General features: G+C 68.9%; 18 protein-coding genes and 2 pseudogenes. 8 read left to right on the forward strand and 12 right to left on the reverse strand.

The genetic code is table 11. The features are described 5' to 3' along the window. Positions 1 to 425 (forward strand): RNA-guided endonuclease TnpB family protein (locus tag ACZ5NH_RS42620; RefSeq protein ID WP_468783487.1); only part of this gene is annotated, 425 nt, incomplete at its 5' end. 60 nt (positions 426 to 485) lie between these two features. Here ACZ5NH_RS42620 and ACZ5NH_RS42625 read toward each other — a convergent pair. From ACZ5NH_RS42625 to ACZ5NH_RS42640, 4 genes are all read right to left on the reverse strand, one after another. Then, on the reverse strand, positions 486 to 620 hold the full coding sequence (locus ACZ5NH_RS42625; RefSeq protein WP_468783489.1) for a hypothetical protein: 135 nt from the start codon (positions 618 to 620) through the stop codon (positions 486 to 488). Positions 621 to 1,001: 381 nt separating this feature from the next. After that, a complete protein-coding gene (locus ACZ5NH_RS42630) occupies positions 1,002 to 1,487 on the reverse strand; it encodes a lipocalin-like domain-containing protein (RefSeq protein WP_468783491.1) in 486 nt (161 codons plus the stop codon). A 230-nt stretch (positions 1,488 to 1,717) separates the two neighbouring features. Continuing rightward, positions 1,718 to 3,295, reverse strand: a complete 1,578-nt coding sequence (locus tag ACZ5NH_RS42635) for an aldehyde dehydrogenase (NADP(+)) (protein WP_468783493.1) — start codon at positions 3,293 to 3,295, stop codon at positions 1,718 to 1,720. Continuing rightward, positions 3,292 to 3,921 (reverse strand): cysteine hydrolase family protein, encoded by a 630-nt coding sequence (locus ACZ5NH_RS42640; protein WP_468783495.1) that lies wholly within the window; start codon positions 3,919 to 3,921, stop codon positions 3,292 to 3,294. The genes ACZ5NH_RS42635 and ACZ5NH_RS42640 overlap by 4 nt, the downstream gene beginning before the upstream one ends. A gap of 167 nt (positions 3,922 to 4,088) precedes the next feature. On the opposite strand from ACZ5NH_RS42640, the gene ACZ5NH_RS42645 reads away from it, so the two are divergent. Then, positions 4,089 to 4,679 carry a TetR/AcrR family transcriptional regulator gene (locus tag ACZ5NH_RS42645; RefSeq protein ID WP_468783497.1) on the forward strand — a complete coding sequence of 197 codons (591 nt, stop codon included), beginning with the start codon at positions 4,089 to 4,091 and terminating at the stop codon, positions 4,677 to 4,679. A gap of 615 nt (positions 4,680 to 5,294) precedes the next feature. Here the strand turns inward: ACZ5NH_RS42645 and ACZ5NH_RS42650 are convergent. Beyond that, a complete protein-coding gene (locus ACZ5NH_RS42650) occupies positions 5,295 to 7,763 on the reverse strand; it encodes a SpoIIE family protein phosphatase (protein WP_468783499.1) in 2,469 nt (822 codons plus the stop codon). A 305-nt stretch (positions 7,764 to 8,068) separates the two neighbouring features. Then, positions 8,069 to 8,767, reverse strand: coding sequence for an SDR family oxidoreductase (locus ACZ5NH_RS42655; RefSeq protein WP_468783501.1), 699 nt, complete (start codon positions 8,765 to 8,767; stop codon positions 8,069 to 8,071). 542 nt (positions 8,768 to 9,309) lie between these two features. Here ACZ5NH_RS42655 and ACZ5NH_RS42660 point away from each other — a divergent pair. Beyond that, positions 9,310 to 9,783 (forward strand): winged helix-turn-helix transcriptional regulator, encoded by a 474-nt coding sequence (locus ACZ5NH_RS42660; protein ID WP_468783503.1) that lies wholly within the window; start codon positions 9,310 to 9,312, stop codon positions 9,781 to 9,783. Between the two features lie 749 nt (positions 9,784 to 10,532). Here the strand turns inward: ACZ5NH_RS42660 and ACZ5NH_RS42665 are convergent. The 6 genes and pseudogenes from ACZ5NH_RS42665 to ACZ5NH_RS42690 all read right to left on the reverse strand — a co-directional run bounded on the left by ACZ5NH_RS42665 (position 10,533) and on the right by ACZ5NH_RS42690 (position 15,194). Further along, complete coding sequence (locus ACZ5NH_RS42665) at positions 10,533 to 11,288, reverse strand: SDR family oxidoreductase (RefSeq protein ID WP_468783505.1); 756 nt, start codon at positions 11,286 to 11,288, stop codon at positions 10,533 to 10,535. A gap of 126 nt (positions 11,289 to 11,414) precedes the next feature. Beyond that, complete coding sequence (locus ACZ5NH_RS42670) at positions 11,415 to 12,161, reverse strand: SDR family NAD(P)-dependent oxidoreductase (RefSeq protein WP_468783542.1); 747 nt, start codon at positions 12,159 to 12,161, stop codon at positions 11,415 to 11,417. A gap of 384 nt (positions 12,162 to 12,545) precedes the next feature. Next, positions 12,546 to 12,671 (reverse strand): annotated as a pseudogene (locus ACZ5NH_RS42675) (5,10-methylene tetrahydromethanopterin reductase); the annotation flags it as partial. Positions 12,672 to 13,536: 865 nt separating this feature from the next. Beyond that, a pseudogene (locus ACZ5NH_RS42680) lies at positions 13,537 to 13,962 on the reverse strand (NADPH-dependent FMN reductase); the annotation flags it as partial. A 26-nt stretch (positions 13,963 to 13,988) separates the two neighbouring features. Then, positions 13,989 to 14,333, reverse strand: coding sequence for an SsgA family sporulation/cell division regulator (locus tag ACZ5NH_RS42685; protein ID WP_468783507.1), 345 nt, complete (start codon positions 14,331 to 14,333; stop codon positions 13,989 to 13,991). 441 nt (positions 14,334 to 14,774) lie between these two features. Continuing rightward, positions 14,775 to 15,194: a hypothetical protein gene (locus tag ACZ5NH_RS42690; RefSeq protein ID WP_468783509.1), complete on the reverse strand. Its 420-nt coding sequence runs from the start codon at positions 15,192 to 15,194 to the stop codon at positions 14,775 to 14,777. Positions 15,195 to 15,752: 558 nt separating this feature from the next. Here ACZ5NH_RS42690 and ACZ5NH_RS42695 point away from each other — a divergent pair. Genes ACZ5NH_RS42695 through ACZ5NH_RS42715 form a run of 5 tightly spaced genes read left to right on the forward strand, consistent with a single transcriptional unit; the run spans position 15,753 to position 20,475 of the window. After that, positions 15,753 to 16,940, forward strand: a complete 1,188-nt coding sequence (locus tag ACZ5NH_RS42695) for a CE1758 family FMN-dependent luciferase-like monooxygenase (RefSeq protein WP_468783511.1) — start codon at positions 15,753 to 15,755, stop codon at positions 16,938 to 16,940. Then, positions 16,940 to 17,422, forward strand: a complete 483-nt coding sequence (locus ACZ5NH_RS42700) for a MarR family winged helix-turn-helix transcriptional regulator (protein ID WP_468783512.1) — start codon at positions 16,940 to 16,942, stop codon at positions 17,420 to 17,422. The genes ACZ5NH_RS42695 and ACZ5NH_RS42700 overlap by 1 nt, the downstream gene beginning before the upstream one ends. Beyond that, entirely contained in the window at positions 17,419 to 18,147 is a 729-nt protein-coding gene (locus ACZ5NH_RS42705; protein WP_468783513.1) for a CE1759 family FMN reductase, read from the forward strand. Before ACZ5NH_RS42700 ends, ACZ5NH_RS42705 begins: the two co-directional genes overlap by 4 nt. Then, complete coding sequence (locus ACZ5NH_RS42710) at positions 18,137 to 19,342, forward strand: flavin-containing monooxygenase (RefSeq protein WP_468783515.1); 1,206 nt, start codon at positions 18,137 to 18,139, stop codon at positions 19,340 to 19,342. The genes ACZ5NH_RS42705 and ACZ5NH_RS42710 overlap by 11 nt, the downstream gene beginning before the upstream one ends. Continuing rightward, positions 19,339 to 20,475 (forward strand): LLM class flavin-dependent oxidoreductase, encoded by a 1,137-nt coding sequence (locus ACZ5NH_RS42715; RefSeq protein ID WP_468783517.1) that lies wholly within the window; start codon positions 19,339 to 19,341, stop codon positions 20,473 to 20,475. The genes ACZ5NH_RS42710 and ACZ5NH_RS42715 overlap by 4 nt, the downstream gene beginning before the upstream one ends. Positions 20,476 to 22,146 lie beyond the last annotated feature (1,671 nt).

Consider the following 22,146-nt stretch of genomic DNA (forward strand, 5'->3'; position numbering starts at 1 on the left):
ACCAAGCCATCGCGGTGGAAGACCTGGCGGTCAAGGGACTCGCCCGCACACGCCTGGCCAAGTCCGTGCACGATGCCGGATGGTCGCAGTTCGTGACCATGCTCGCATACAAAGCCAGCCGGTACGGGCGCACCTTCGTGCGCATCGGACGCTTCGAGCCCACCTCTCAAGTCTGCTCGGCCTGCGGCGTCAAGGACGGCCCCAAACCCGTCCACGTCCGAGAGTGGACCTGCGGGACCTGTGGGACCGTCCTGGACCGGGACATCAACGCGGCGGTCAACGTCGCGAACGCGGCTGGACTGGCCGTGTCAGCCCGTGGAGCGCAGGTAAGACCGGTATCCCTACCGGCACAGCGCGATGAAGCAGGAACCCACCCGGAGCCGCACCCGACAACGGCGCGGCAGACGGGAATCGCCCTCCTTTAGGTGGGCGAGGATGTCAACGGAGGCGTTCGCGTACGGCGACTTGGAGGCGCTGCTGGTACTTCACCGGAAGAGGCCTTGCAGAGCTTGTGCGATCTGCTGCTGGAGGACATCGCCCGCGTTCTGCGCGCTGCCGGTGTCGTCGACCAGCCAAATCTGGGTGTCGCAGCAGGGGCAGGTCACGGCGGTCTGGGCCACGACCTCCGAGTAGCGGACCCACACCAGGTAGCCGCAGGCGGGGCAGGCCGTCTCGAGGTCGCGCTGAGGAGCTGTGTCGCGAGGGATTCGCCCATGGCTGGATTGTTCCGCCTGGCTCTGACAACGGCGGTGTTGTCGGTTCTATCCGGGGCGGATGCCGATGGTGGTAAGGAGATGCTGCTGCTGGGGATGCAGACGTGGCCAGTCGCGGTGTTGAGTCTGGATCCCCCCGATCGTGCAGCAGATCCCGGCGGCCCGCAGCTGTACCCGGCGGGCACGTCCGTGGGTAGGCCCGCGTGAACGATGGGCAGCCCCAACCGCGCGCCCGTTCACCATAAATGCGCCTCCCAGCGCAGCCGTGAAAGGGGGAGGGAGGTGGCGTCAGTCCGCTCTGCGCCAGGTGAGTTCGGCGGTGCGGTCTGTGCCCCAGAGGCGAGTGGGGGTGGGCAGGCTCAGCTTCAGGAGGTCGTCTTCGAAGCTGACCGTCCTGACCTGCGGTTGTCCGACCCAGTTCGGGAAGAGACTGGTCGTGACGTGATGCTTGACGGTCGACGAGTCGACGACTTGGAAGGGACCGCCGTAGGCGACATAGGTCAGCGCTGCCTGCGCCAGTTCGTCCGCCGGGGCTTCCTCGAGACGATCGGATCCCGTGTTCGGGCGGTCGCCGCGGCCCAGCTGGGCGGACATGTAGCCGTGGGAGGTGTAGACGATCAGCCCGTGTGGCCTGGGGCCGAGGGGGTGGATGATCTGGCCGTCGGCGCTTGTCGCGGTGTACGACACGAGTTCCCAGACGCCCGTCAGCTTCTTGCGCAGGTCTTCGCGGGCACGGCGTTCGCTGCGCGCCGCCGCTTGGTCGTTGGTTGTCATGAATGGGCTCCTTTCATCGGTGGGTTCGGTGTCCGGCCCCGGTGCGTGCGGTGTCCCGCGGCGGCGGGACGAGCCACAGCCGGCCTCGCCGGGGCGTCTGCTGGTGTTCGGTGATGGCCTGCGCACGACGTGCGGCACGGAGACCGCTCGCCCGGTGGACAGTGCGTTCATGGTGCTGTGTTGGGGGAGGGAGAGCGGAGGGGCCCTGTGGGGCGGGAAGGCTGTGGAGGTCAGGTGCGTGTGGGTTCGCCGTCGACGAGTCGCCACAGGTGCAGTGGGTTGGCCTCGCGCAGCGGCTCGGGCAGCAGTTCGTCGGGGAAGCCCTGGTAGGTGACGGGCCGCAGGAACCGCTCGATCGCGCTCATGCCGACGGAGGTGAAGCGGCTGTCGGAGGTGGCCGGGAAGGGGCCTGTGTGGACGGAGGCGTGGGAGACCTCTTGCGGTATGGAAAAGGCGTTGATCACGATGCGGCCGGTGCGGCGCTCCAGGATCGGCAGGAGCTGTGCGGCGGCGGCGCGGTCGGGTGCGTCGGCGTGCATGGTGGCCGACAGCTGTCCCCTGAAGGCGCGGGCCACCTCGTGCAGTTGCTGCATGTCGGTCAGCCGGACCAGCAGGATGGACGGGCCGAAGACCTCCTCACGCAGGGCCGGTTCGGCCAGCACTTGCTCACCGGTGACCTCGTGCAGCAGAGACTGGCCGTCCCCTGCGCGGACTGGGGCCGCTCCGGCGCCGATCCGGGTAGCGCCGTCTTCCTCCATCCGCCGCACGTTGCGGGTGTAGGAGTCGTGGATGCCGGGCGTGAGCATGGTCCGCGCGGCTGTCTTTTCCACCTCGGCCGTCGCCGCGTGACGCAGCTGGGTGAAGCCGGGCCCGTCGATGGCGAGGAGGATGGCGGGCTTCAGGCAGGCCTGCCCGACGTTGTACTGAGCGTACTGGGCAAGGCCGGCACCGATCTGTGCGCCCCGGGCTGCCAGGGCGGCGGGCAGGACGAAGGTCGGGTTGACGCTGGTCATCTCGGTGAACACGGGGATGGGGTCGGGACGCTGCTGGGCCCGGCGGTAGAGGGCCATGCCGCCGCCCTCGGAGCCGGTGAAGGTGACCGCCCGCGCCAGGGGGTGCTCCACCAGTGCCTCGCCGATCTCGTTGCCTGCGCCCCGGACCAGCGAGAAGACGCCTTCATGCAGTCCCGCTTGGGCGACGGCCTGCTGGATGGCGCGGCCCTGGATCTCGCAGGCACCGGGATGGGCGTTGTGCGCCTTGAGGACGACGGGGCAGCCGGCGGCCAGAGCGGAGGCGGTGTCGCCGCCTGCGACGGAGTAGGAGATCGGGAAGTTGCTGGCGCCGAAGATCACCACGGGGCCCAGGGCCACCTTCTGCATCCGGTGGTCCATGCGCGGTGCGGGCTGCCGGTCCGGCTGTGCGGGGTCGATGGCGGCCTGGAGAAACCGGCCCTGACGGACGACGGCGGCGAACTTGCGGAAGTGCGCGGCGGCCCTGAGGGTCTCACCCTCGAACTGGGCTGCGGGCAGGCCGGTCTCCAGCGAGGTGCGTTGTGCGAGTTCGTCCTTGACCGCCTCGAGCTTGTCCGCGATGAGGTCGAGGAATGCGGCACGCTGGGCCAGGGAGGTGTGGCTGTAGCTGTCGAAGGCCTCGTCGGCTAGGCGCAGAGCGCGGTCGGCCTCGGCGGGGCCGCCGAAGGCGAATGCGGGCTCGAGGAGTTCTCCGGTGGCGGGGTTGAGCGCCTTCATCGTTCCCGCGGTGGCGGGCACGCCGGCCCCCGCGATCAGTAGTTCTCCGGTCAGTGTCATGCCTGGGCTCCCTTGAATGCGGCGGTGAGTTCGTCCGTGGTGACGATGGCGTGGGCGTAGGTGGGGCCGTTCAGTTCGTGCGCGGCGTGCATCTCCTCGGGGAGAAAGGCCGCGGTGGCGTCACGCACCAGCGTCACGTGGTAGCCGAGTTCCATGGCGAACCGGCCGGTGGACTCGATGCAGGTGTTCGCCAGCAGGCCGATCATCACGACGTGGGTGATGCCGTGCTGCTTGAGCTGGAGGTCCAGGTCGGTGTTGGCGAACCCGCTCTGCGCCCAGTGCTCCTGGGTGACGACATCGCCGGGCTGCGGCTGGAGGTCGGGGTGGAACTCCCCACCCCAGGTGCCGCGGGCGAAGCTGTGCCGCTCCTGGATCTTTTGCTGGGTGGGATTGGGGTGGTCCCAGCTCTCGTAGTCGCCCGGCTCCCAGCGGCGGTGCGGGACGAACACCACGCGCACGCCGCTCTGGCGGGCGGAGGCGACCACCGAGCGCAGGTGGTCGAGCAGGCCGCTCTCGGCCGCCATGGGCTCCAGGCGCGGCCAGATCTTGCCGCCCTCGGAGAGGAAGTCGTTGTAGGGATCGACGAGCAGGACCGCGGTGCGGCGGGGGTCGTAGGTCTCGGTCATGGTGTCTCCTCCGATCTGGATGACAGGTAACATCCAGATTTGAGGATTACCTCCATCATCTTGAAAGTCAAATAGATGCAGATCGCATCGGCATTTTGTGTCATGTGTATGATGTGAATCATCTAGTCGTCCGGCGACATGCGCCGCTCCTCGAAGGGAGGCCCGACATGGGGCACTCGCAGGCGGACAAGGCGGCATCCCGTGAGCGGGTGCTGCGGGTGGCGGCCCGCAAGGTCCGCGCCGAGGGCGTGAACCGCCCCGGTGTCGCCGACCTCATGAAGGAGGCCGGACTGACGCACGGCGGCTTCTACAAGCACTTCGCCTCCCGGGACGACCTGATCGCCCAGGCCTCGGCCGTGGCCCTGGCCGAGGGCTCGGCGAAAATGGAGCGAGCCGCGCGGAAGAACGAACAGGATCCGCGTGCCGGCCTCATCGGCGCCTACCTCGCCCCACAGCACCGCGACGCGCCGGCCACCGGCTGCGCCCTGGTTACCCTCGGCGCCGCTGCCGGACGCGGCGACCAGCACTTCAAAGAGGCCTACGAGAAACAGGTCCGCGCCTACCTCGACCTGATCGCCGGCCTCGGTGACGACTCCGAGCAGGCCCGCGCCGAGGCGATGCTCACCCTCAGCGCCCTGGTCGGCGCCATGCTCATGGCCCGGGCCGTGGCCGATCCCCACCTCTCCGACGAACTGCTGGAAACGGTTGCCGGCCGGCTCGGGCGGCACGCGTCGGGGGCCTCGTCCGATGCCGCCTGACGTGTACCGGCACGGATTGGTCGCCGTCCGGCAACGTACCCGGGCCGCATCCGGCGCAGCCCGACGGGATGATCTCCGGCCGATGCTGTGCGCGGGCCCACCGCCAGGTTCTCGTCCGCGCCCGGTCAAGACGCCATCGCGGCGCGGCCGGCTTGCCGGCGGTGGGCGCAGTGCCTGGCCTGCCGCCCGGAAAGCGGCGTCAGCGGCCGTGCCCGGGGTGTGAGGGGCCTGGCGCCGCGGCGATCGGCCGAGGCTTCCTGTTCGTCCGCAGCCGTCTTTGCGGCCGTCGGCTCGCGGCGGGCCCCGGAGCCTGCCGGCGGCTCGGACGCAGGCCCAGGCGGACGGCTCGACCGCCGAACACGTCGAGGCAGGCCAACCGTCAGATGAGTGGCGCCAGTTGCACACTTCGTCCGACGGACGCGGGCAGTCCGGGGTTCGGCGTATTTTGGCGCAGTTCAGTATTTCGGGAATTTTCACGGGGATCCTCTGGCGTGGGATCGGTGGAACAGTTGCGTCCGCCCGGGCGGCACCAGGCGGCATCCGCACGGCCTCGTCACCGCCTACGGGGGCGATGGGTCTCACCCCGACTGACACAAAGGGTGTGAGGGTGCGGCGTCACGAACTGGATGTCAGTGGCTGTTCGGCCCAGATGAGTTTCCCCTCCGGCGTGTGGCGGGTTCCCCATCTGCGGGACAGCTGCGAGACGAGGAGGAGGCCGCGGCCGTTCTCGTCCATCGTGTGGGGGTGGCGCAGGCGCGGGTAGCTGGTGCTGGTGTCGTAGACCTCGCAGGTCAGCGACTCGTGGTGGATGAGGCGTAGGCCGATCATGCCGTCGCTGTGCTGGATGGCGTTGGTGACCAGTTCGCTGACGATCAGTTCCGTGGACGGGGAGAGGTAATCCAGTCCCCACTGGGCCAGTTGCCCGGTGGCCAGGGCCCGGGCGCGGCTGACGACGGCCGGGTCGGCCGGAAGCTGCCAGGAGGCGACCTGGTCCGGGCCGAGCGCGCGGGTCTGGGCGAGGAGCAGGGTGACGTCGTCGTCCGGTGCGCTGGCCGAGAGGGTGTCCACCACCGACGCGCTGAGTTCGTCCAGCGGGAGGCCAGGCTGCGCCAGGGCGATGCTCAGGCGGTGCATGCCGGTGTCGATGTCGTCGTTGCGGTCCTCGATCAGGCCGTCGGTGTAGAGGGCGAGCACGCTGTGCTCGGGCAGCTGAAGTGTCACGGACTCGAAGGGGACCAGCCCGAGGCCGAGCGGCGCCCCGGTGGGCAGATCGGGAAAGGTGACGCCTTTGCGCGGATCGATGATCGCGGGCGGCGGGTGGCCGGCCCGCGCGATCGTGCAACACCGGGTCACCGGGTCGTACACGACATACAGGCAGGTGGCGGCCATCGTTGCGCCGGCCGGGTCCCCGGGGTCGGCATCGGCTTCGGCGAGGCGGATGACCTGCTCGTCGAGACGGGCCAGCAGTTCATCGGGAGGCATGTCCATGCTGGCCAGGGTGCGTACGGCGGTGCGGAGCTGGCCCATTGTCGCGGCCGCGTTGATGCCGTGCCCGACTACGTCTCCGACGACCAGGGCCACCCGGGCGCCAGGCAGCGCAATCACATCGAACCAGTCGCCCCCGACGCCGTGGTGACTGTCTGCGGGCAGGTAGCGCCAGGCCACGTCGGCGGCGGACCCGCCCGTTGCGTGGTGGGGGAGCAGGTGGCGCTGCAGGGCGAGAGCGGCTGAGCGTTCGCGCGCGTACTGGCGGGCGTTGTCCAGGGACAGCGCGGCCCAGCTGACCAGTTCCTCGGCCAGGAGCAGGTCGTCCTCCTCGAACGGTGCACGGTCATCCGTCCGCACGAACATCGCCACGCCCAGCAGGGCACCGCGCGCGTGGATCGGGACGACTATCAGTGAGTGCGCCGAGCCGTCGTGAATCGCCGACCGCGCATCGTGGTGCTCCGCCCAGGTGCCGGGCGAGATGTCCAGCACCGGCTCGAAGTGGGACTGTCCAGAGCGCAGGACGCTGGCGAAGGGCGACGCCGGTGGGACGGGGACCGGCTCCCCTCGAGAGATTGGGGAGCCCGGGGCCACCTGGTGGATCGAGGCCAGGCCCGCCCGGCGGAACGCGCGGGGGCGTCCGCCCTGGCCGAGGCGGGCCGGAGGCCCCTCGCCGAGGGGAACCGACTCCGCCAGGTCGACGGTGGCGTAGTCCGCGAGGAGCGGCACCGCGAGGTCGGCCAGTTCCTGGCCGGTCTGCATGACGTCCAGGGTGGTTCCGATCCGCTTGCTGGCTTCGCCCAGGATCGCCAGACGCTCGCGGGCCCGTCGGCTGTCGGTGACATCCACGCTCACGGCGCACACGCCCAGGGCACGGCCCTGTGCGTCGTCGAGGCGGAAGAGGGAGGCCGTCAGCGTGCGTTCCTTGCGTGCCTGCGGCGGCAGGAACGCCCGGTATTCCACGTTGAGCGTCGGGACGCCGCTCTGTAGCACCTGGCGCATCAGCGCCTCGAGCGTTTCGGCCTCGCAGCCGGGGGCCGCCTCTGTCAGCGTGCGCCCAAGCCGCCGGGTGAGGGGGATGCCGTCCTTGAGGCCCTGGGTGTCGTTCACCCAGGTGCAGCGCAGCTCGGTGTCGCGTATCGCGACACCGACCGGCAGGCGGCTGGGCAGATGCAGCGCCCCAGGGAGCGAGGGATGCGCCGCTCCGTGCGCCGCCCATGAGGGAGGCGTGGCCTTGTCGCTCGCCGAGACGACCCACTGGGCCCGGCCGTCCTGTCCGGACAGCGACTGCACACACAGGCGCACGTCGATTCTGTGGCCGTCGCGGTGACGGACCTTCGCGGAGCCGGACCAGCGGCCGGGGGCGGTGCCTTGCTCGAAGAAGGCCGAGATTTTCGCCCGGTCCTCGCCGTCCGCCAGCAGGAGGGCAGCGGAGCGGCCCACCACGTCCGCGGGCGCGTAGCCGACAAGCCGCTCGGCGGCCTGCGTCCACCCGACCACCCGCTCATCCGCATCCAGCAGGGCTATGGCGGCGCCGGCGCCGGCCGCCTCAACGGCCGTCTGGGCCACGGAGAATGCCGCTTCCATGGAACTGCCCATCGATCATTCCTTTCTGTGTCCCCCGAGTCTGAGTCCCCCGTGGTGAGGTGTGCCGGGTGGCCGGCCGTTGTGCTCGCGCGCCGGTCACCGGCCACCAGCGGTGCTGCCCCACAAGCGCCAGGAGTCACGCGTGCCGCCCCGCGGCCCCGGCAGAAAGTGCCCCCCAGGGCGGCAGACCCGGGGAGCGGACGTGCGCCGGGGGCGGGGATTCCACGGCCGGCGAACGTCCGCAACGCCCTGCGCAAGGACCTTGCGCGCCGGCCGTTTCCGGCCCAGGCCGGCGCACTGCCGGGCGCCGCGTGGCATCAGGTGCCGGATGGCGCGCTGACCGGCTGCGACAGGGTGGCCTTGATGCGCCGGGTCTCCTCGTCGGCGAGGACTTCGAACCGGTCGCCGGTCAGGGCGTCCATGGTCAGCTCGGCCACGGTGGCGGGGCTGATTTTCGGTGCGTTGGTCCAGGCGCTGAGTTCCGTGTCCACGAAACCGGCATGCACCCCGACCACCAGGGTTCCCTGCGGGTGCAGGGCCTGGCGCAGGGAACCCGTCAATGACCACTGTGCGGCCTTGGAGGCCGCGTATCCGGGGAACTGCGGCTGGCCGACCCAGGACGCCAGCGAGAGCATGTTGACCAGTGCTCCACCGCCGTTTCGGGCCAGGACCGGGGCGAAGGCCCGGGCCACCGCCCAGGTGCCGAAGTAGTTGACCTCCATCGCCTGGCGTGCACCGTCGAAGGTGCCTTCCAGCAGCCGGGTGCTCGCGCCGCCGACTCCCGCGTTGTTGATCACGATGGAAACGTCGTTCGCGACGGCGGCGGCGGCACCGACGTCCTCATGGTCGGTGACATCCAGGCGCAGCGGGACGAGGTCGGCATCTGTCACGCCGGCCGGGTCGCGGACGCCGGCGTAGACCTTTGCTGCGCCGTGGCTGATCAGTGAGCGGGCGAACGCACGGCCGATGCCGCGATTGGCGCCCGTCACCAGGGCGACTGATCCTTTGATCTCCATCGTGCTTCCTTTGCAACAGGCACGCCCCGTTCAGGCGGGCTCTCGGTAAGTGGTCGTCCGACGGCCGGGAGGACCGGCACAAACGGGGGAGTCCGGCTGCGATCGGCTCGACGGCCGCTGCCACACCATCCGGCCCAGAAGGGCATCCCACAGTCAGGCGTTCCCGAGCGGCTCGCGTCCAGCACGCCGCTCCTGGGTCCCAGGCTAACGTCTAGATTTATATATGCAAGTCAGACTAAATCGGATTTCAGTGGATTAATCAAGAACTGCACTGGTCTGGGCACTGCACAGTGCTGCAGCCGTTGAAGGAGGTGCAGGGGCCTGCGGAGTGGACGGTGCACGGTGCCGAGTGTCGGCAGGTCGCCCCCGGTCAGGGCGCTGCAGTAGGGGCAGGTCCGGGGCGTGTGGTCGCTTCTGCAGGCGTGCCGGTCGAAGCGGTGATCGGAGGCCTGAATTGCAAGATGAAACTCAGGAGGTAGACTCGTCCTGCACCGTGCCGCAGCCGACGCATGCGGGAGTCGGCACCATGTGGGAGGTGGGTAGTGTCAATCGAACGGCAGTGGTCAGGCCCCACGGACGACGAACCGGCGTGCTCCATCGAGCGCAGTCTGCAGGTACTCGGCGAGCGCTGGTCCTTCCTGGTGCTCCGCGAGATCTTCGCCGGCCACCACAAGTTCGTCGAGATCCAGTCAGCCCTGGGCATCGCATCGAACCTGCTCAGCGCCCGGCTCAAGCTTCTTGTCGAAAGCGGCGTGCTGTGCACGCAGACCTATCAGGAGCCGGGCAGTAGGCCGCGGCAGAGCTATCACTTGACGGGGGCGGGGCGCGATCTGCGGGTGGTGATGTCCGCACTCCAGCAGTGGGGCGACCTCCATCGCCCGCGTCCCTCGGGCCCCTCCGCGTTGCGGCGGACGCGCTCCGGCTCACCCGTCCATGTGGGGTACGTCGACGACGACGGTCACGAGGTGCCCGTCACCGAGGTGGTCAGCATCACCGACACGGTGGCCAGGACCTGACCGAAGTCGCAGCCAGGCCGAACCGGCCCTCCCCGCTGGCGGCTGGAGAGCCCTCGCTGTTTCCATTGAACTCCCCATTTACCAGGGCGACTTGCGTGGCGGCCTGCCCCGTGGCCAGGGAGCAGTCACCGGCAGCGGGGGCGCGCCCCGGGCAGACACCCGCATGCTCATGAACCTTGACCGCCCGCACCTCGCTGCTGTGGCGCCCGCTCCCGCCGATAGGGCGGGGTTTTTGGGCCCCTTCTTCCGACGGCCCTCGCAGCCGCGGATACGTGGGGACTGGCCGCGAGACCGCTGAGCGCAGGGCCTGTCCGCCGGAGTCATCTACTTCGGCTGGCAGTTCGCGACCAAGGCCGTACGCAAACTCCCCGACTACGCCGTCGACTACTACGTCCGCATCCTCGCCTCCCAGCACGAATCCCTGCGCGGCAGCTTCGGGTGGTACCGGGCACTCGACACCACCAGCGCTCAGGACCAGCAACGCAAAGCCCGTCCGCTGACCCTGCCTGTCCTCGCGATCGGCGGCGCCGGAGGCCTCGGCGAGGGTGTCGCCGGCACTATGAAACTCGTCGCCCATGACGTGCGTAGCGTGGTCATTCCCGGCACCAGGCCACTGGGTGGCCGAGGAAGGCCCCCAGGACGTACTCGCGGCGCTGACGACGTTCCTCGCCCCGTACCGCGATCAAGACGGGAGCACACAGTCGCGGGCCACCGCGATGCCCGGCAAATGACCGCCATCGTTGTGTGGCTCAGCCGACGAGTTGCTGGCCTCCGTCGATGTCGTAGGTCGCCCCCGTGAGTGCGGTGTTGGTCATGATGTGCACGGCGAGTGCCGCCACGTCCTCGGGTACGACCACGCGGCCGATCGGCAGCGTGGTGCGCAGTTCCTCACGACGGGCGTCGAGCGCGTCGCCGAGCAGCCGGGCGGACAACGGCGTGTCCACGAAGCCGGCGGCGATCAGGTTCACCCGGACAGGCGCGAGCTCGAGTGCGAGGCCGGCCGTGAACGAGGGCATCGCGGCGGTGACCGCGGGGGCGACACCGAGAGCGGCCCGGACCCGGCGGGCTCCCGTGCCACCCAGGAGCAGCAGCGTGCCGCCCGGCCGTACGGTGCCGGCGCAGTGGCGCGCGACCTCGAGTGCGAGCACCATGTGGTCGCTGATCGCCCGGCGTGCCTGCTCGGCGTCCATGTCCAGAAGGCGGCCGTACGACGGGCCTCCCGCGGTGACCATCACGTGGTCGATCGGTCCTGGCACCTGCTGGAAGAACCGCTCCAGCTGCACCGGGTCGTGGGCGTCGAAGGCGGCGGTGCTGCGGGCGTCGGCCTCCTTCGCCGCGGTGCGCAGCCGTTCCGGGTCCCGTCCGGTGAGGACCACTGTGGCGCCCTGGTCACGGGCGAGTCGTGCGGTCGCCAGCCCGATGCCCGCGCTCCCGCCGATGACAACGAGGGTCTGCCCGAGCAAGGCCTGGTCCCTGGAGTCGTACGCAGGCGACTCAAGAGTCATGAATCCTCCTGTGCTGCGGTGTTGCCGAGGTGTCCTCAAGCAGTGATCCGGCACCTCGTCGAGCTGCGGCAGGAACCAGGCGGCCATCCACTGCCGGCGGCTCCGCCGTGCCGAGTCGGCGTCGTCTCACCGTTCGACTGGTTGCGACAGAGCGTGCTTGACCTGCTTGGTCTGCTCGTCGGTAAGGACTTCGACCCGGTCGTTCGCCAGAGCGTCCATGGTCTGCTCGGCAACATCCTCGACGCTGATCTTCGGTGCGTCCGTGAAGGAGCTGAGATCCGTCTCCACGAAACTGGCGTGGACACCGATTACGAGCGTTCCCTGCTCGCGCAGGCCCTCCCGCAGCGCGCCCGTCAAGGACCACTGGGCTGCCTTGGAGGCCGCATACCCGGGGTAGTCCGGCCGGGAGGCCCAGGAGGCCGTCGACAGCATGTTGATCAGAGCGCCGCCGCCGTTGCGGGCCAGGACCGGGGCGAAGGCACGGGAGACGGCCCAGGTGCCGAAATAGTTGATCTCCATCGCCTCGCGCGCGCCGTCGAAGGAGCCCGTCAGTAGCTTGGTGTCGAGACCTCCGACGCCCGCGTTGTTGATCACGATGGTGACGTCACCGGCGGCCGCGGCCGCCGCAGCAACCTCCTCCGGCACGGTGACGTCCAAACGCAGAGAGTCAGCTCTTCGTCGCTCACGCTCGCCGGATCGCGGACACCGGCGTAGACCTTCGCTGCTCCCCGCGTCATCAGTGCGCGGGCGAACGCGTAGCCGATGCCACGATTGGCACCCGTGACCAGGGCAGTCGATCCTTTGATCTCCATCACGTCTCCTTCCCGCTGCCGCCTGCCGATCACAGCAGGCATCCGGCGAGAACCCTGCGATGGCAGGCCCTGAACCGGACCGCGCCCTGGGCCGCCCCCAGGTCCACGCGCGACTCGCGTAAAGGGAGACTCATCGCCAGGATGCCGACTCTCGATCTTCATCCAATTTCGGGCATACTGGGGCAGTCGGGTCGTGCAGGGTGCCCACGCAAGAAGTCCTCTCCACCCCCAGCGTGCATCGAACGCCGTCCCGACGCATGTGAGAGGGCGCCCGGCTGCAGGGTCCTCACCGCACCGTCAGTGACCAGTCCACACAGAGCGGCCTCCGCCGAGATGAGGTACGAGGCCTCCTCAGAACACCAGTGCAGGCGCCGACCTGGGTCGACGGCGGGGCTTCATCTGGCCCTGGCACGCCGGGGGCGCGCACCACCATCGCACCAGCCGGGAGACCGACCTCGTCCGCCCGCTTGGCGGTGCGCACGACCGAGTCGATGCGCTCCCCCTCGCTGGGAGTGCGGCCGGTAGCCGGGTCGCGGGTGACGTCGCCGACTCCGAAGATCCCGAATTCCATGATGATCCGCCTTTCTGAACGGTGTGGTCGGTGGTTCAAGAGCCCGCGCTCGCGAACGCACTCTGAACGTGCTGGGTCCCAGGCCGAGGGCCTCCCGTGCACCGGGACGACCCCGGTGTCAAAGAGCCGGCTGTTCTCCCTGAGGAGCGTGTGCGGCATCGGGTCCGAGGCGCGCTTGAGGTCGAACACTCCCGGGTGGTGGTCGGGATGCCATGCTCGTCACGCGCCTGCGGCGTGATCGCCCGCGTCCCGCCTGCCCGGGTGACCGGCTGCGCAGCGCGGCGAACAGATCCGCCTTCTCCTCCAACACCCGGTCGTGTCGGCAAGGTCGAAGCCGAGAGGCTTGAACGGTTCCTTGCTCGCCAGGCGGCTGAGCATCACTTCCGCACGCCGGTTCGAGAGCGCACCGCGCGTCACGGATCGCTGCACATGCGAACCGGGCCGTCGGCCCGGCGCCAAGCGGTAGCTGCCACAGTCCGGGCAGCCCGGGACCGGGCGGCCGTGGAGGCGGTGCCGCCGCTCTCCGCCGGCCTGAGGACGCCAAGCCCCCAGATCCCGTCGAGTGGGCAGTGAAGGATGTCCATGCCGCCGCAGGATCGGCGTCCCTGCGGCTTCGTGTGCACCTCGAACGTCTATTCGGCCTGCGCCCGACGGGTGGTCGTCCCGCCCCGCCGCCACGACTTACGCGCGCAGCTGGCCGACCGGCGGCCTTCCGTTTGTCAGGGGACGGCGTTCTCCGAATTATGTGCCTCTAAGTAGCACTGCGGTCATTTCATGTAATGGTGGAGGTGCCCTCACGGAGGTCTCCGCCGCCCGGGAGCGGGTGCCGCGAGTTCGGCCCCCGGATCAGGTTGGGGCGCCCTGGTCAGTTGGTGCGCAGTGGTGCGAGTGCGTTGGTCCAGGAGATGATCTGATCGAGTGTGGTGGTGAGGGCATCGGCCTGAGCGTCGGCGGGCTTGAAGACGGTGAAGTTCTCGAAGTCGGTGAAGAGGGAGAGCGCCACCTGGGAGCGCACGTCGGCCATCTGCAGCTCGCCGGCGATCAGGCGCAGGTGTTCCACCGCTCGGGTGCCGCCGGTGGAGCCGTAGCTGACGAAGCCGACGGACTTGTTGGCCCATTCGGCCGCCAGGAAGTCGATGGCGTTCTTCAGCGCGCCGGGCACCGAGTGGTTGTACTCAGGTGTGACGATCACGAAGCCGTCGAGAGAGGCGATCTTCGCGGCCCACTGGTGAGTGTGCGGCCGGCTGTACTGGCCCATCGCCGGCGGGTAGGGCTCATCCAGCAGCGGCAGCGACGGCATCGTGGTGCGGGAGGCGTTCAGTTTCCCGCGAGCAGGTACGCCAGTTCGGCATCCAGGTCGAGTTGGCCGGACTCGGCCCCCGGCGGCACCACGGAGCGCGTTTCGCGCAGGAAGGCCTCAACGCCCTGTGCGGGGACCTCGATTAGGGCCGAGCCCGCAGGCGGGGTGAGGGCGATGTACAGCACGTCGCGTCCGAGTCCGTCACCCGACCACATCCGGACGTCTCCGTGACCGGCGTGCCCCTTCAGGGCCTGAGCCAGCATGTCACGGCTGAAGAACCACTCGACCGTCCAGCCGTGACCGACGGGGTAGAAGGCGGCGCGGACGGCATAGGGATCGTCGGCCTCGTATTGCATGCCCATGGACAACGGCATTGACCGGTCACGTGATACGACAAGCCGCACGGCAGTTCGTACGCCACGGTTCTCAACGATTTCACAGTCATTCACTCCGAGGTGCCTGCTGCGCCGTTCGCTCCGATCGCTCGCGCCCGGTCCCGGGTCGTGGGCCAACAACGGCCACGGTGAGGCGGTGCGAACCATCGAAGAGGAGAGACGGCGAAGGCGGTTCCTGTGCGGAGCCTGCTTGGGCGGGAGACGATCTCACCGCAGCGGGCCTGATGGTTTTTTTGCTGAGCGGTCACCTGAGGGCGCCGAGACGTAGACCTCGAACTGCGTCTCGGCCGCTGTGCATCAACTGGACGATGACCGCCGACGGCAGGGCGGGCCTGCGGGCTCCGGGCGGGCCCATGCGCTCCTGGCGGGCCGGTACGGGCCGATCAGGCCGTCCTCCGGGCAGCTGAATCAGCGCTGGGCCTGCAGGAGCTGGTCCACGTACCAGAAGTCGACACTGCCGTTGCGGAACGGAGTCACATCGATCCAGCGGCCGTCGTCCCAGACTTGGAGGCGGTATCCGTCCCAGCGGTCGTGGCTCTCGTGGCGCCAACCGCGGTGGTCGTCCCGGTGACCGTCGTACGTGTACCAGCCACGGTGTCCGTCCCAGCCGTCGTTCCATTCCCCGTTGTGGTCGCGACCGTGGCCGTACCAGTCCGCGTGGTGGCCGTCACGGCCGCGGTGGGTCTCGGAACTGCCGATCGAGGACCGGTTGTGCTCGATGGGTCCGGAAGTCGCCGCCGATGCCGAGCCTCCGGAGCCGAGGACGGCTCCGCTCGCGATCGCCATGGAAGCAACAGCAACCGAGACGCGCCTTACGAACTTCTTCATGGTCATCTCCTTGTGACGGGCCACGATTCCGCGCTTCAGGCGGCGGGCCGCTTTCCGTGAACGGTGATGCGAACCATTCAAAGCGGTTCGCCACCGAGCTGTCCGGCCAATCGGAGGGGGTCCTCACGTTCGGCTCCGCCAGCGTACTCGAGGGGTGCCTCATGTTTATGATGAGCCTCATCACAGCACGTTGATGTAGGCCTCGTCGCCCAGCACTGTCACTCCTTGGCGTGCGCGGCCAGGTCGGATTCCCGCCAGGCCTTGACATCCGCGGTGGTGCCCGGCAGTGGGCGGGCCGCAGCCACCGCCAGTCGCGTGTCCGGCATCCGCGATAGACCTCCCGCACGCCTTGACAGGCCCGGCCCGCCCCGGACCTCACCGCCCTGCGCCGCTGCGCTGCCGATCCGTGCCGTCCTGCCAGGTGGCTGCCGTCGGCGTCCGAGTCGTCGTACGGGCTATGCCGGGGATCACAGCGCCGCTGATCGACTCCAGGGGAATACATGCTCAGTCATGTTGTTTGATTTGCATGCGAAGTCATGTATCAGCAGGGAGAGCACCATGCAGTTCGGCATCTTCGGGGTCGGTGATATCTCGCCCGACCCGACCACAGGACACACCCAGAGCGAGGCGGAGCGGATCAGCAACCTGATCAAGATCGCCCGGCGGGCCGACGAGGTGGGCCTCGATGTCTTCGCGCTGGGCGAGCACCACAATCCACCGTTCGTGATGTCCTCGCCGCCAGCGCTGCTCGCTCACATCGCGGCGCTGACGGAGCGGATCATCCTGAGTACCGCGGTGACCCTGATCACGACCAATGACCCGGTGAAGATCGCCGAGGACTACGCGATGGTGCAGCACGTCGCCAAGGGGCGGCTGGACCTGATGCTCGGCCGCGGGAACACCGTGCCGGTGTATCCGTGGTTCGGTAAGGACATCCGCCAGGGCGTCGCACTCTCCCTGGAGAACTACAACCTGCTCCACCGGTTGTGGCGCGAGGACGTGGTCGACTGGGAGGGACAGTTCCGCACCTCGCTGCAGGGCTTCACCTCCACCCCGCGCCCGCTGGACGACGTCCCGCCGTTCGTGTGGCACGGCTCGATCCGCAGCCCTGAGACCGCCGAACAGGCGGCGTACTACGGCAACGGGTTCTTCGCCAACCACATCCTGGCCCCGAACTTCCACTTCAAGCCGATCGTCGAACTCTACCGGCGACGGTATGAGCACTACGGCCACGGCACCGCCGAGCAGGCCATCGTCGGACTGGGCGGCCAGGCGTTCATCGCCAAGCGCTCCCAGGACGCGGTCAAGACCTATCGGCCCTATTTCGAGAACTATCCGGTCTTCCGCGGCTCGAAGCTGGAGGACTACATGGCGGGCACGCCGCTGACCGTCGGCAGCCCGCAGGAAGTGATCGAGAAGGTCCTCACCTTCCAGGAGGGCTTCGGGGACTACCAGCGCCAACTCTTCTCGGTCGACGCCGTCGGCCTGCCGGTCGACATGGCGTTGGAACAGGTGGAACTGCTGGGCACCGAGGTGGTGCCCGTGCTGCGCAAGGAGATGGCGGCGCGCCGTAAGCCCGGTGTCCCGGACGCCCCGACGCACGCCACCCTGGTCAGGGCGAAGTACGGCGACGCCGAGCCGCGTCAGCCGCGCCCGAACCCGAACCGGGGCGACAACCTGTCGGGCACCTCGCCGTACCAGGACAGTGACCCGGCCGTAGAGGCCAGCTTCCCGGCGGCGTTGTGATGAGCGGCGTCAGCCGACTGGCGAACGAGGCCTGGGAGGCGATGTTCCGGGCCCAGGCGACCCTCGCGCGAGAGTTCGAGTACGAGGGCGACTGGGGTGGCTTCCCGCCGCGAGAGTACGGCGTGCTCTACGCGCTGGCCGGAGCGAGGGACGGCCTGCGGATCACCGACCTGATCGACGACGCCCTGCTCACCCAGGCAGGGGTGTCCCGGCTCGTCGCCCGCCTGGAGAAGCGGGGGCTCGTCGAACGGCGGCCCGATCCCGACGACGCCCGCGCCTGCCGCATCGTTCTCACCCCCGAAGGCCGTGAAGTGCAACGGCGCCTCGGCCGCGCACACGCTCGGCATGTCACGACCGCGATGACCCGGGCCCTGACCCGCGAACAACTGCAGACGCTGCGCGAACTCGGCCGCGCACTTCTCGCCGCGGCTCCGGCCACCGCCGCCCACCACACGAAAGCACCCGTGAGGGACACCACATGAACGACCTCACCTCCGCCGCGACCTCGGTGACCATCGCCGTCGTCAACGCCGGCGTCAGCGATCCGTCCTCGACCCGGCTGCTCGCCGACCGCATAGCCCAAAAGACGGTCGACACCCTCGGGGCGTCGGGCACGACAGCCACCGTGCGCGCGCTGGACCTCGGTCCTCTCGCTACGGACATCGCGCAGAGCATCGTCTCCGGCATGCTCAACGCGAAGGTGCAGTCGGCCATGGAGCTGCTCGCCCGGGCCGACGCGGTCATCGCCGCCACACCGGTTTACAAGGCGGGGATCAGCGGCCTGTTCAAGTCGTTCGCCGACCTGATCGACAACGACCTGCTCATCGCCAAACCCGTCGTCCTCGCCGCGACGGGCCAAAGCACACGACACGCCATGGTCGTCGACGACCAGCTCCGGCCGCTGTTCGCTTTCCTGCGCACCATCCCGGTGCCCACCTCCCTGTACGCCGCACCCGAGGACTGGGCATCGACCGACCTCGGCAAGCGCATCGCCCGAGCCGCACAAGAGCTCTCCGTTATGCTGCGCAGCGGAGCCGGCCGGCAGATCGCCGACAGCAACTGGAGCGGGTACGACCACCAGTTCGGCGGCAACGCCACACGAGCAGAGCGGTCCCTGGACGACGTCGACTTCACCACCGACCTCATGCGACTCGCCACCGGCGCAAGCGCACGCCCTCAAGATGGTGACCGGCCCGATGTACGTTGACGCACTCGCCCCGGAAAGGGGCCAGACGCAATACGAGCGAGCAGCCCGACGCGCGACGGTGGTGGTCATAGGAGGCGGACAGTCGGGGCTCTCGGCTGGCTACCACCTCAAGCGCCGCGGCTTCGCCAGCGCCCTGACCGGCCCGCACGGCTCCGTCGTCGAGGGGACCTTCGTGGTACTCGATGCCGAACCGGCGGCCGGCGGGGCGTGGCAGCACCGCTGGGAGTCGCTGCGGATGGGAACCGTGAACGGCATCTTCGACCTGCCCGACTTCCCGCAACCACCCGTCGATCCCGACGAGCCCAGCCGCATGGCGGTACCGCGCTATTTCTCCGCCTTCGAGCAGGCGACCGACCTGCCGATCCTGCGTCCGGTGACCGTTACCTCCGTACGGACCGTGGACGACCAGCCCGACGGAGAGCTGGTGGTGGAGTCCAGCGCGGGGACGTGGACCACCCGGGCGGTCATCAACGCCACCGGCACTTGGACCAACCCCGTCCGCCCCCACTATCCGGGGCAGGAGACCTTCACCGGCATCCAGGTGCACACCCATGACTACGTCTCGGCCGGCCGGTTCGCCGGCCTGCGGGTCGCCGTCGTCGGCGGCGGCATCTCGGCGCTCCAGCAACTGGAGGAGATCTCACGGGTGGCCACCACGTTCTGGTACACGCGTCGCGAACCCATTTTCCGCGAGGGCGAGTTCGAGCGCGAGGTCGCCGGCCGTGAGATCGTCGCCAAGGTCGCCGCCGACGTCGAAGCGGGCAGGCCCACCGGTAGTGTCGTCTCCTACACCGACCTGGCCTGGACTCCGTACGCGTTGGCGGCGAAGGAACGCGGGGCACTGCGGCGTCGTCCCATGTTCACCGCCATCGAACCCGGCGGCGTCCGCGAGGCGGACGGTTCGTTCACGGGCCTCGACGCCATCCTGTGGGCCACAGGTTTCAAAGCCGCCCTGGCGCACCTGGAGCCCCTTGGGCTGCGCAACGAGCTCGGCGGGATCACCATGCGCGGCACCCAAGTGGCCGACGAACCACGCGTACACCTGGTCGGCTTCGGACCGTCCCAGTCCACCGTCGGCTCCAACCGCGCCGGCCGCCAGGCGGTCACCAGCCTGCTGCGGCAGTGGAGGACCACCGCACCGTCCCTTGTCGGCCCGACGGGCACGTTCAGCGCAGAACCGGAGGTCCACTCATGAAGTTCCAAGTTCTCGACATCCTGCCGAACCTCAAGAACCCCGTGACCGGGCGCGAGATCCGCCCCGACGAGCGGTACTCCCAGGCGCTGACCTCCGCGCGCTACGCCGAGCAGTTCGGCTTCGACGCGGTCGGGCTGGGCGAACGGCACGCCGGTGCCTTCCTCTCCAGCGGCGTCACGGTCCTGCTCGGTGCGATCGCCGCGACCACCAGTCGGGTCCGGATCCAGACGGGCGTCTCGGTCCTGTCGATCCACGACCCGCTGCGCGTCGCCGAGGACTACGCCACGGTCGACCAGCTCTCCCGCGGCCGGCTCGAGCTCGTCATCGGCAAGGGCAACGAAATGCGTCAGCTGCCGATGTTCGGTATCGACAACGGCGACCAGTGGGACGCGCTGGCAGAGAAGTACGAGCTGCTGCGCCGACTGTGGCGCGAGGAGAAGGTCACCTGGCAGGGCCGCTTTCGCGGACCGCTGACCGAGGTCACCAGCCTGCCGCGCCCCTTCGCCGGTGCTCCTCGCGTGTGGCACGGGTCGGCGACCACGCTGACCTCGGCGAGCCTCGCGGCGAAGTGGGGTGACCCGCTCTTCTCCGCCAACGCCATCCAGCCCCGTGACAACTACACCGTACTCATCGACCACTACCGCACGGAGTACGCCGAGCACGGGCACGACCCCCGATTCGCCTATGTCGGCGCAGGGGCCGGCTTCCTCTACTTGGCCGACACGACCCAGGAGGCGAAAAAGGCCTTCGGGCCGACGTACGAGCAGATCGTGGCGTACTTCAACCAGCCCGGGAACCACACGCCCGGCAACGAGATGACGTTCGCGACCATCGACGACGCCATCGAGCGCGGCCCCGTCCTGGTCGGGTCACCGCAGCAGATCGCTGAGAAGATCCTCTGGTTCCACGAGGTGTTCGGACACGATCTTCAGTCCTTCAGCCTCCCGACGGTGATCCCGCACGAGCAGCAGCTCGCCATGCTCGAACGGTTCGCGAGCGAGGTCATACCGGTGGTCCGCAAGGCTGCCCCGACGACTCTGTGGAGCGACGAGGACCCGTACGGCGGTCGCCCCGCCGTCCACGGCCGGACCGTCCCCGATGCTGCCACGAAGATCGACCGGGGGCAGCGCTGATGGCACGGGAGCGTGGGTCGGCCGTGCGTGCCGTGCTTGCTCCGGCGGCTCGGGGCCCGCACCGGCCAGGTCGCGCAGGGCGACATCGACCGGGCCGAGCATGACCGACAACTCGGTCGGACCGGGGGCCGACCGGCGCGATCGTCGTCGCCCCCATCACCTCCCCGCCCCGAGTGCGTCGGCGGCGCGGCGTGATTGCCGCTCCGGCGGCCGGTACGGCGAAGACCGTCGCACTGCCGCGGCAACGAGGGCGGTGGCCATGGACAGTGACGCAAGCTTGCGCATCTCGAACTCCTCGCAGCTGTACGGACCAAGGTGGCGGGTTCAGTCATGAATCTGGTCCGGCAGCAGCCGCCGTGATGTGACTGATCAAACCTTGAAACGGGGCGCCTCTCGTGTCGTGACGGCAGGCGCGCGTTACTTCGGCCCGTCCGGTGTCGCAGGCGTCGCCTGACACCGGCCATGCCGAAAGATCTTCGGTCTGGCCGCCGCGGTGACCGTTCCGCTGACCATCGCAGTGGTCGTCAGTCGCAGCCGCTTCACCGCCCGCGGTAGTTACCCGATTCGCTCACCGAGACAGAGGCATGTCTCGGTGATCCACCCATTCCTGGGGTGGAGGTCCCGTACCTACCCCCAAAGGAGGCAGGCCATGGGTACACGCTTTGCAGCCGACCGCCTGCCATATACCAGCCCTACACCGGCTCCACGTGCGGTTTCACGGTCTTCGAGTCGCTCCGGCGACGACGGGCTGAAGCCCGCGAATGGGGCGTTTTCAACCTGCCGCTGCAGGATCCGAGCGTCCGAACGGCTTGGCGCTCACCGACCTGATATCCCCCAACCCATCAACAGGCGGCGGCAGTTGGGGGCATTCGATGAGAAATCGAGCAACAGTTGGCAGCCCCAGCGCACGGCATTTGACCGACTGGTTGATCTGCAGATCACGCAGCAGGCCCACGGGCAGACCGCGGCGCGGACTGCCCTAAATTTCCGACACGGAACACGAGTATGACAATGAGCGATTACACAAAAATCATCATTCTGGGAGCAGTCGCCCTCTTTCTTGCCGGCGGCCTCATCATGATGCTTCAACACGCCTACAAGGCCTGAGAAGCCATCCGCCTACCGATCAACGGGCTTGTCTGGTCGAGGGGGCCTGATCGGGTGGTAGACGTGCGGCCGGTGCATGAAGGCGCCTCACGTTGCCGTGTCGTCAAGCCGCGGCGGTGGGATTGGTGGGGAACGCGGTCTGTTCGTCGTCCGTCGGCGCCGAAGGCTTCGGGACCCCCGTATCGCTTCCGAGTCGCCGACGGCTCCTATACGGCGAGCCGCTACCCGTCGATCTCGCGGCGGCGCTGGGCATGCGAGTGATCCGCTCCACCACAGTACGTGACCTGAGGGAAGGAGGCACTTCGGGCCCCGAGCCTCCCATCTGCCTCTACGTGGAGATCGGAACCGTAGATTCCAAGTCGGCAGTCCCACCCGCGCAGGCGTGGTGGCACGGGGCCGTGGCTGACAACGCGGCTCCGTCCGGCCGCAGTCAAGGCCCGTGAGGTGTAACGACAGGAACCTCGCGGCCCGCCGCCGTCATCTTTGATGGTTTTTACCAGCCACCCGCCGAACGTGCCGAGGCCGTAGGTGTCGGCGACAGCAGAGACGCCGGAGACGGTGCAC

The organism is Streptomyces sp. NPDC031426 (assembly GCF_055581585.1).

Bases quoted from the DNA above. Each gene is read 5' to 3' on its own strand.
- ACZ5NH_RS42710 (WP_468783515.1), top strand. From the start codon at position 18,137: ATGTACGTTGACGCACTCGCCCCGGAAAGGGGCCAGACGCAATACGAG.
- ACZ5NH_RS42640 (WP_468783495.1), bottom strand. From the start codon at position 3,921: ATGACCGAGACCTACGACCCCCGCCGCACCGCGGTCCTGCTCGTCGAT.
- ACZ5NH_RS42685 (WP_468783507.1), bottom strand. From the start codon at position 14,333: ATGGGCATGCAATACGAGGCCGACGATCCCTATGCCGTCCGCGCCGCC.
- ACZ5NH_RS42690 (WP_468783509.1), bottom strand. From the start codon at position 15,194: ATGAAGAAGTTCGTAAGGCGCGTCTCGGTTGCTGTTGCTTCCATGGCG.
- ACZ5NH_RS42695 (WP_468783511.1), top strand. From the start codon at position 15,753: ATGCAGTTCGGCATCTTCGGGGTCGGTGATATCTCGCCCGACCCGACC.
- ACZ5NH_RS42645 (WP_468783497.1), top strand. From the start codon at position 4,089: ATGGGGCACTCGCAGGCGGACAAGGCGGCATCCCGTGAGCGGGTGCTG.
- ACZ5NH_RS42630 (WP_468783491.1), bottom strand. From the start codon at position 1,487: ATGACAACCAACGACCAAGCGGCGGCGCGCAGCGAACGCCGTGCCCGC.
- ACZ5NH_RS42650 (WP_468783499.1), bottom strand. From the start codon at position 7,763: ATGGGCAGTTCCATGGAAGCGGCATTCTCCGTGGCCCAGACGGCCGTT.
- ACZ5NH_RS42655 (WP_468783501.1), bottom strand. From the start codon at position 8,767: ATGGAGATCAAAGGATCAGTCGCCCTGGTGACGGGCGCCAATCGCGGC.
- ACZ5NH_RS42700 (WP_468783512.1), top strand. From the start codon at position 16,940: ATGAGCGGCGTCAGCCGACTGGCGAACGAGGCCTGGGAGGCGATGTTC.
- ACZ5NH_RS42715 (WP_468783517.1), top strand. From the start codon at position 19,339: ATGAAGTTCCAAGTTCTCGACATCCTGCCGAACCTCAAGAACCCCGTG.
- ACZ5NH_RS42705 (WP_468783513.1), top strand. From the start codon at position 17,419: ATGAACGACCTCACCTCCGCCGCGACCTCGGTGACCATCGCCGTCGTC.
- ACZ5NH_RS42665 (WP_468783505.1), bottom strand. From the start codon at position 11,288: ATGACTCTTGAGTCGCCTGCGTACGACTCCAGGGACCAGGCCTTGCTC.
- ACZ5NH_RS42635 (WP_468783493.1), bottom strand. From the start codon at position 3,295: ATGACACTGACCGGAGAACTACTGATCGCGGGGGCCGGCGTGCCCGCC.